The 8,067-nt window shown below is 64.7% G+C and carries 6 protein-coding genes and 1 pseudogene; 5 read left to right on the top strand and 2 right to left on the bottom strand.

The genetic code is table 11. The features are described from left to right. Positions 1-996 precede the first annotated feature (996 nt). Positions 997-2,331, top strand: a complete 1,335-nt coding sequence (locus Pmi06nite_RS41285; RefSeq protein WP_203958715.1) for a tyrosine-type recombinase/integrase — start codon at positions 997-999, stop codon at positions 2,329-2,331. A 354-nt stretch (positions 2,332-2,685) separates the two neighbouring features. Continuing rightward, positions 2,686-3,480 (top strand): hypothetical protein, encoded by a 795-nt coding sequence (locus tag Pmi06nite_RS41290; protein WP_203958716.1) that lies wholly within the window; start codon positions 2,686-2,688, stop codon positions 3,478-3,480. A gap of 281 nt (positions 3,481-3,761) precedes the next feature. Here Pmi06nite_RS41290 and Pmi06nite_RS41295 read toward each other — a convergent pair whose 3' ends face one another. Next, positions 3,762-4,454 (bottom strand): DUF8817 family protein, encoded by a 693-nt coding sequence (locus tag Pmi06nite_RS41295; protein WP_505882960.1) that lies wholly within the window; start codon positions 4,452-4,454, stop codon positions 3,762-3,764. Between the two features lie 313 nt (positions 4,455-4,767). Between Pmi06nite_RS41295 and Pmi06nite_RS41300 the strand changes: the two genes are divergently transcribed. Next, positions 4,768-5,175 carry a DUF6188 family protein gene (locus Pmi06nite_RS41300; protein ID WP_203958718.1) on the top strand — a complete coding sequence of 136 codons (408 nt, stop codon included), beginning with the start codon at positions 4,768-4,770 and terminating at the stop codon, positions 5,173-5,175. Positions 5,176-5,253: 78 nt separating this feature from the next. Here Pmi06nite_RS41300 and Pmi06nite_RS41305 read toward each other — a convergent pair whose 3' ends face one another. Then, complete coding sequence (locus Pmi06nite_RS41305) at positions 5,254-5,853, bottom strand: hypothetical protein (RefSeq protein ID WP_239114563.1); 600 nt, start codon at positions 5,851-5,853, stop codon at positions 5,254-5,256. A 283-nt stretch (positions 5,854-6,136) separates the two neighbouring features. Here Pmi06nite_RS41305 and Pmi06nite_RS41310 point away from each other — a divergent pair, with 283 nt between their 5' ends. Then, complete coding sequence (locus Pmi06nite_RS41310; RefSeq protein ID WP_239114564.1) at positions 6,137-6,823, top strand: HoxN/HupN/NixA family nickel/cobalt transporter; 687 nt, start codon at positions 6,137-6,139, stop codon at positions 6,821-6,823. A 148-nt stretch (positions 6,824-6,971) separates the two neighbouring features. Further along, positions 6,972-7,973: pseudogene (locus tag Pmi06nite_RS41315) on the top strand (IS481 family transposase); the annotation flags it as partial. Between the last annotated feature and the right edge of the window lie 94 nt (positions 7,974-8,067).

Genomic DNA, 8,067 nt, shown 5'->3' on the forward strand with positions numbered 1-8,067 from the left:
GATAGCTTAACCCACGGCTCTGATGCCTCTTTGACCACTTCAGTGGCCTATGGCGTTATCTTGGGTGATTGTCAGTATTCAGCGGGTTATCTGTCCGGCGGCCTCCTCCTCCCGCTCGTCCGGGGCCCTACCGGAGGCACAGGTGGAACAAGGCGGTCGTCGACCGGTTCGCGACCGACCCGCAGGTGAGTGTCCCGGCGGGCGCAAAGCAGGCCGCAGGTGCGACTCGTTGCTCCCAAAGCACTGGTCATGATCCTGGGACCTGGCGTTTGTCCAGGTGGAGGCACGTGTTCAGTGCGCGGATGTGCATCGATGGGCGAGGTTGAGCGTCCCGGAAGTCACTCGGTTTGACACTCACTCGGGGCGCCGAAATCCCTGGCTCTTTTCAGCCGGCGAACGCGCGGGCCATCTGCGGTCTGTTGACCATTAACCGGGCGCTGACTTGGAATCTTGTACGGTCTCGCCATCGTTACGGGCTTCAAGCCGCGTGACCGTAGCCCGCTGGGAAATCGTGAAAACCCACTCCTACGGCGACTTCGAACCCGGCTTCATCGCGGCGGTCGACGCCCTGATCGCCCTCGAACAAGCCAAACGAAGGAACTGAGTCGCTCCGGCTTCGATGGATGCTCGGTCCTTTGGGGCAGTAGTTGGTGTATCGAGAACGCTTGGGACCTGATCAGCCGGACTACCCTTGACGCAGGTCAAGCAGCGCCATTAGGCCGGATGCAAGGTGATCGTGGTCCCCAAGACGCCGAAAGGGCCGACCCGATCAATCGGATCAGCCCTCTGAGCTGCGTCGGGACGACAGGATTTGAACCTGCGACCCCTTGACCCCCAGTCGCGTTCTGGCGTTCATTCGTCACCTTGAGCAATCGGGGCGGATGAGAGAAACTCCAGGTAGACCGCGTGATCGCAATGCCGGGCCGTCCCGCCGGATGTCATCGACTGGCGCACGATCCACGGTCAAATGACGGTCGGACGATCTTGGAGGGAACCATGGGCTTCTCGCGGAAGCGGCTCGGCACCAACGGCAAGCCCAGGTACACCGCGTACTACATGGACCTCCGAGGCAGGGAGCTGTCCGCGGGGACGTTCGCCAGCAAGAAGGCGGCCGACAAGGCCTGGCAGAAGGCCGAGGCGAAGGTAGCCGAAGGTCGTGGTGGTGATCCGGCCCGGAACAAGCAGTCCTTTCGCCGCTACGTCGAGGAGGAGTGGCTGCCGCATCACGTGATGGAGGCAACGACGCGGGAGGGGTACACCTACTCGATCTACGCACACATCATGGACTGGTTCGGCCACATGCGCATGGCGGAGATCCTGCCCAGCGACGTGCGTGCATGGGTGAAGGACCAGCAGGGCCGCGGCCTCTCCCCCACCACCATCAAGCTCAACAAAGCGATCCTCAGCGGGATCTTCACGACCGCCCTGAACGACCAGGTCACCGCCCTTCATCCGTGTAAGGGCGTGAAGACCCCGACGCTAGCGAAGAAGCCGCTGCGCATCGTCACCCCAGAGGAGTTCGACCGGCTCTACGTCGCGCTCCCAACCGAGCACGCCCGGCTTCTGGCCGAGACAGCCATCGAGAGTGGCATGCGGTGGGGTGAGCTGACGGAGCTTCGCGTCAAGGACCTCGAACTCATCAGTCGCATCGTCACGGTGAGCCGTACGGTTGTCGAGGTCAACGCCACGCACCACCCGGAGGGCAAGCGGTTCCTGATCAAGGAGTACCCCAAGGACAAGGAGTACCGCCGCTTCAAGCTCAGCCCACAGATCGCCGCGAAGCTCAAGCAGCACATCGAGGACAGCAAACTGGAGCGCGACGACCTCCTCTTCATCTACCAGACGGAGGAGCCCGCACCGCAGACGAGGCTGGAGCCAGTGGAGCACCTCGGCCTGACCGAGCCAAACGCGGCCGGGCGGCGCTATCGGCACGGCACACTCAGCGCCTACTCCGCGGGCAAGTGCCGCTGCCAGCACTGCAAGAACGCCTACGCCACCTACCGAGCCGAGCGCCGGGCCGCAGGCCGGGACGCCCCTCGCCGGCCACGCCGCTGGGACACCGACGGCCACATCCCCCGCCGCTGGTTCCGTAACCAGGTTTGGCGCCCAGCCCTCACCGCCTCAGGCCTGGAATTCAAGGTCAAGATGCACGATCTCCGCCATGCCCACGCCTCCTGGCTCCTCGCCGGCGGCGCCGACCTTCAGGTGGTGAAGGAACGCCTCGGCCATGGCAGCATCTCTACTACAGAGAAGTACCTCCACACCCTCCCCGACGCCGACGACACCGCCCTCGACGCCCTGGCCCGAACCCGCTCGCGCTCCCGGCGTTGATCAGCAACTCATGTGAGCCCTTGGGGCCGACTGGGCCGTGGCCTGAACTCACGCTCGACCGTCCGCTTTTCAGGCGGACCAATCACCCTGCTGGGATAGCGAAAACCGTCGTCAGAGGGCTGTAGACGATAGCCGGTGTGTGCTTTCGTGTGGGGACGTTGCTGTCAGCGCTGCTGTCACCTCGGCCGTGGTCATCCGGCGGCAAGTCCGTCACAGCCCCACTGCTGCCTGGTCGACAGTTCATCCTTGGCCGGTGGCCGGTTCATCTCTACGCGCCTCCGCCGGGTGAGGACACTAAGGGCCGTCCTATGCCCGGCATGAGAGCGCGGCGGCTGAATCATGGGAGTCTGTGGCGTGGACTCGGTAACACTGCACGTGGCGGCACGCCGGTATCTGACAGAGCGCTACGACGAGTTGGCCAACAGGTACGTTGAGCTGCCCAACCAGGGGCGGGTCGTGGACGGGTATGACTACAGTCCCGAAGCCTGGCGCATCTTCCCTCGCTACAACGTGGTCGCAGCGATCCTGGAACAGGTGGAGCGGCTCGATCCAGACCGGCTACCCGAGTTCCCCGGCCTCGTCGAGGCTCTGGCAGCGGCGGCCGACACGGCCCAGTCCCCGTTCACCGAGCCGGCATCCAACGAGACGGCGGCCAAAGCGATGGCTGAGGAACGCCGGCTGTTCCAGTCAACCCTTCAAGGCTGGGTGACGCGGGGCGGCCTGCGGGTGAAACCGTTGGCGTACCGGCGCGTGTTGACGTCCGCCGAGTCGGCCGAACGGCAGGAACAGTTGCAGCAGTGGTGGGGGTTGGTGGGCAGGTCGTGGCACCCGATGCTCGCCGAGGCAACCCCGCCCGACGTGCTTGTGCTGACGGAGGCATCGATGTGGGATGAGCAGGGGCTCGCCCAGGTGCGGGCCGCACTGCGTGAGCTGAGCGGCGGCCGTGTGACAGAGCTACGCGAGTACGGCGCGGACTACCTCATTGATGTGGAGATGTTCGCGCCTCGGTACACCGGCGCCGAGGGCGTGTGGAGCGATGACACGCTTACGTGGATCGCGTTCGCCTCCCACGAGGGAACTGTCGCCTTCGGTGGCCAACTCGCCGCCGCCCTCGAAGCGGAGTGGCTCGACCTCGACCGATGGCGCTGAACATCCATTTAGGTACAAGCCGCGAGTGGCAGCCCAAACTGCAACCCAATGCACGGCTCCTGAGAGCCGACGGTTTTACAGAGCCCTGTCTACCGAGCCATCACATAACGCCTGACCTGCTAAAGGCCATGAAAACGGCTAGCTGAGCGGTCACGGCGACGCGCATACGACGCGGACACTTCGACGGCGTTCGAGAACACCGCCGCGCTCACCACGCGCCAAGACGAATACAACTCACCGCCTGATCAACTTTTACTCCCTCAGAAGGAGCCGCTTCACATTTAGGGGAGCCACTCCTGAAGTCCGGCGAGATGCCCGAGTTCCGACTCGATGCGTTGCCTGTCGTCAGTGGTGAGCTCCAGACCACGCAGATCGGCGAGCCAGGGATCGGTGGGCTCACCGAGGACCATGGCCAAGTCGATGAGGTGGCACAGGGCCATGGCCCGCTCGACCAGCGAGGCGTCCGCGCCGTGCCTGCGCACGGCGGACTTGAGCGCACGGAAGGCCTGCAGGTCATCGTTCTTGAACTCGCGCAGTATCCGGGCGTTGTCGAGCGCCTTGGCCAGGCCCGTCAGCTTCTTCGAGCCGCCATACTCCAGTTCGGCCGGCTCATCGCGCTGGATGAATATGATCGAGTTTCCGGACGGATCGATCAGCGTGAACCGGGACGCGCCTGGCCGGTAGCGGGTGATCCGCGGAAGGCCGGAACTCAGCACCTTCCCGTGGACCCGGCGCATCGCCGCGACGAACGCCGCGTGGTACGGCGCCACGGCGTCGACCATGACCAGGCAGCTTCCGGACTCCTCCCGGGTCGGATCCAGCCCCTTGGGGGCCGGGCCGAAGTGCAGCTGGAATCCGCTCCACTGCAGTGCCAGATAGACATAGGGCTTGCTCTGTTTGTAGGTCGCCTCGAACCCCAGCGCCTCATAGAACGCCAAGGTCTCCTCCACTGACGCGCACGGCATCAACGGCACCGTCGTCTCGCTCGGCCGAACCGCGGGCTCACTCAAAGTCAATCACCTCCAGGTCGCCCGGCGATGCTTGCACCCTTCGGCGAAACTCGCATATGGATGGGCCTGGTGCAAACCGCTCGCCGCCGTTTCACGCAGTTGGTCACGCACCCGACCTTCTGCTTAAAAGGAAAGGACAGGACCCTCATAGATGGCTCGCCGCCCTGCTCGATCGGTGGATGCCGGGCGGTGGGCGTGATGGTGTAAGGCGGCGTCGCTGTATGGGCTGCTGTACAGCCCCCGGGTCCGCTGACAAGGTTTACTTGTGAACGGAGCCATGGAACTGGTCGAGCTAGATGATCGCTGGCTCCTGCCCTATCGAGGCATGCAGGTGATCCAAATCCGGGTCAGTTATCAATTGACGCTGGACCTGGACAGCGGAGCTCAAGTCGACCTGGAGACCGAGGCTGTACTCAGTAGCGGATCGCTGCGTGCTCCAGACGTGGCGCGGACCCCTCTCACCCCTCAACGCCAAGACGTCGCGCCGGCTCTCGCCCTCATTGGCGCAACGATCCTCTCGGCCGTCGTCTTCAAGTCCGGTGTACTGCGACTGGTCTTCCACACCGGGACGCATCTGAACGCGAAACCTGATCCTCAATACGAGGCGTGGAGTGTAAGGGACTCGGGTCCGGATAGCCTGCGCCTCGTGTGTCAGCCCGGCGGTGGCGTTGCCGTTTGGCAATGACGAGAGACCCCAGTTTGGAAGACTTCGGTCCATCCTGGAACGGCCTGGTACGGCGGCGAACTGCAACTAGAACTGCAACTACGGAGCAGAGGCCACAGGAGGGATGGCCTCGATGATGAGCGCCGTGCCGACAAGAGGCACTCCCTCGTGCATAGGGACCACATCACCCGGCTTGAAGCACTGCCAGTCCTCGAAAGTGAACGGTGCCAGTCTCACCGACGCACACCCACCTGGTTCCAGAGGATCACGTCCTTCGACCCAGAGCCCAGCGACGCAGAACAGAGGATCTCCTTCGGGTGTGCGAATCCCGACGTCCCACAGCGGCTTGAGGACGTGGCCGGGAGGCACGGACAGCGCACGACCTCCATCCTCCCTGCGCGCCAGGCAGAGCTCCGCCAGAACGGCACCAACGCGGGCCTCACTCGCCCGCCATTCGCACCAGGCGACATCTCTCTGCAGCCACATCAGGCGAGCGGCCTCGGCCAGCAGACTCCAGAACTCGGGCGGCTGAGGATGCGCATCCCCCAGGTCTTCGAGAAGCAGGAGAGCCATCTCCCACTCGTCATACTTCAGGTAATCCAGCACGTCGGCCACGCTGAGGCCGGCCTCCTCGGTCCTAACGTCGGCGGGACACATCCGGGCGGCCTGGAGGAGAAGGGAATCCTGGGAATCCACCATCTGATTGTGGTCGATCCGGGCTCGTGTGCATCAGGCCATCCGAGCCAGGACCTTCTATTTACAAGGTTCCCAAACGATCTCCAGTCACGTTCACATCAGTTCGTGGCGCTGGTCGCCGACGCGGCGACTGTTCAGACCCGTACGGCTCGATCCAGCGTCGTGCGCCCCGGTGGCTCCCAGGGTGGCTCCCACGGCTTGGCGGTCCCGGCCCATGCACCCCGGCTTATCGACGTGCACGAGAGGTCGACACATGCGCGCATCAAGGGGCACAAGATGCGCGCATGTGCGTCTCTCCAAGACGCCCGGCCTGATCGGGACCCTGGTCTCCGGCGTCTTCCTCATGATCATCGCGTTGATCAACACCGTGGTCCTGTGGCAGATCGTCAAAGTCTTTCGGCAGATGCGCCGCGGTGCCTACGACGAGGCGGCGCTGGAAGAGCAGCTCAACAAGCGGGGATTCATGAACCGCATCCTCGGCGGGGCCATCAAGGCAGTCCGTAAGCCCTGGCACATGTACCCGATCGGTCTGCTGTTCGGCCTCGGCTTCGACACCGCTACCGAGATCTCGCTTCTCGTCCTGGCCGGCGGCGCTGCCGCGTTCAACTTGCCGTGGTACGCCGTGCTCACCCTGCCGGTCCTCTTCGCCGCCGGGATGAGCCTGCTGGACTCCATCGATGGCTGCTTCATGAACTTCGCCTACGGCTGGGCCTTCGCCAAGCCCGTTCGCAAGATCTACTACAACATCACCATCCCGGCATCTGGTCGGCTCTTGTGCAGGAGATTGTGTGAACATCCGTACCCGTGCGCCAGCGGCTGTGCTGCTCGTGTGGGCCGTGCTGTCGGTCATGTTTGCCACCGCGACGCCTGCCTCGGCGCACCCCTTCGGCCCTCCGGCCACGGCGCGGATCAGCGTCACCGGATCGCATGTGCGCGGCGCGGACCGCCGTGGCGGGCCGCTTTAAAGGCGTAGAGAAAGTTCTCATCCAGTGTGTCCTGTCCCGGGACATGCTTGACGGATCAGTCCCAGGACATGTTTGACGGGTGCTGTTGTCGGCCGATCTGTTGTGCGTCGTTTGCGGGTGGCGTGCTGCGGGAGGCCGGGATTGGCCCTGGTGGATTTGTCCGTCGTCGAGCAGCGGTATCGGGCGGTCTTGGCAGTGCTTGCCGGTGCGACGGTGACGGAGGTCGCCGCTGAGATCGGGGTGTCGCGGCAGACCGTGTCGTCGTGGGTGTCGCGGTATCGCGCTTCGGGCCTGGCTGGCCTGGCTGATCGGTCCCGTCGTCCGAATTCCTCGCCGTCGCAGATGGCGCCGCAGGTGGAGGCGCTGGTGTTGGAACTGCGTCGCCAGCATCCTCGTTGGGGGCCGGTGCGGCTGGTGCATGAGGCCGCCAAGCGTGGCGTCGTTCCCCCGCCGTCGCGGATGGGCGTGTATCGGACGCTGGTGCGCCACGGGGTGATCCAGCCGCGTACTCGGCGTAAACGGCGCGAGGAGTTCATCCGGTGGGAACGCCCGGCAGCGATGGACCTGTGGCAGATGGACATCGTCGGCGGGATCTTCTTAGCGGACGGCACCGAGGTCAAAGTGGTCACCGGTGTGGATGATCACTCCCGCTACTGCGTCATCGCCGCGGTGGTGGTTCGCGCGACGGGCCGGGCGGTGTGCCTGGCATTCGCCGCGGCGTTGCAGAGGTTCGGTGTTCCTGGTGAGGTGCTGACTGACAACGGCAAGCAGTTCACCGCCCGGTTCGGCACCGGTGGTGAGGTGCTGTATGACCGGATCTGCCGGGACAACGGCATCGTCCATCGGCTGACCGAGCCACGGTCGCCGACCACAACCGGGAAGGTCGAGCGGTTCCATCAGACGCTGCGCAGGGAGCTTCTCGACGATGCGGCGCCGTTCGCTGACGTCACGACCGCGCAGGCGGCCATCGATGCGTGGGTGGGTCACTACAACCATGAGCGGCCGCACCAGTCGTTGCAGATGGCCTGCCCAGCCGACCGGTTCACCGCAGCAGCGACAGTGGAACGAGAACTGCTTCCTTTGCGGCTGCCTGCCGCCCTGGGCTCGGTCGACGACGCACCCGCACCGGCAGGCGGTCATCTCCCAGCCGCAGCTGTTGCCGGCGACGTCGCTGATGCGGCCTCCCCACGCTGAACGATCCCGCTGATGTGGTCGCCGATGAGCGCCTGGTGGCGGCGTGGACCGGCGGCCC

The sequence above is a fragment of the Planotetraspora mira genome (assembly GCF_016863275.1).
GTDB lineage: Bacteria > Actinomycetota > Actinomycetes > Streptosporangiales > Streptosporangiaceae > Planotetraspora > Planotetraspora mira.

Excerpts from the sequence above, each read along its gene's own strand:
- Pmi06nite_RS41300 (WP_203958718.1), top strand. The coding sequence starts at position 4,768 with ATGGAACTGGTCGAGCTAGATGATCGCTGGCTCCTGCCCTATCGAGGC.
- Pmi06nite_RS41285 (WP_203958715.1), top strand. The coding sequence starts at position 997 with ATGGGCTTCTCGCGGAAGCGGCTCGGCACCAACGGCAAGCCCAGGTAC.
- Pmi06nite_RS41305 (WP_239114563.1), bottom strand. The coding sequence starts at position 5,853 with ATGGTGGATTCCCAGGATTCCCTTCTCCTCCAGGCCGCCCGGATGTGT.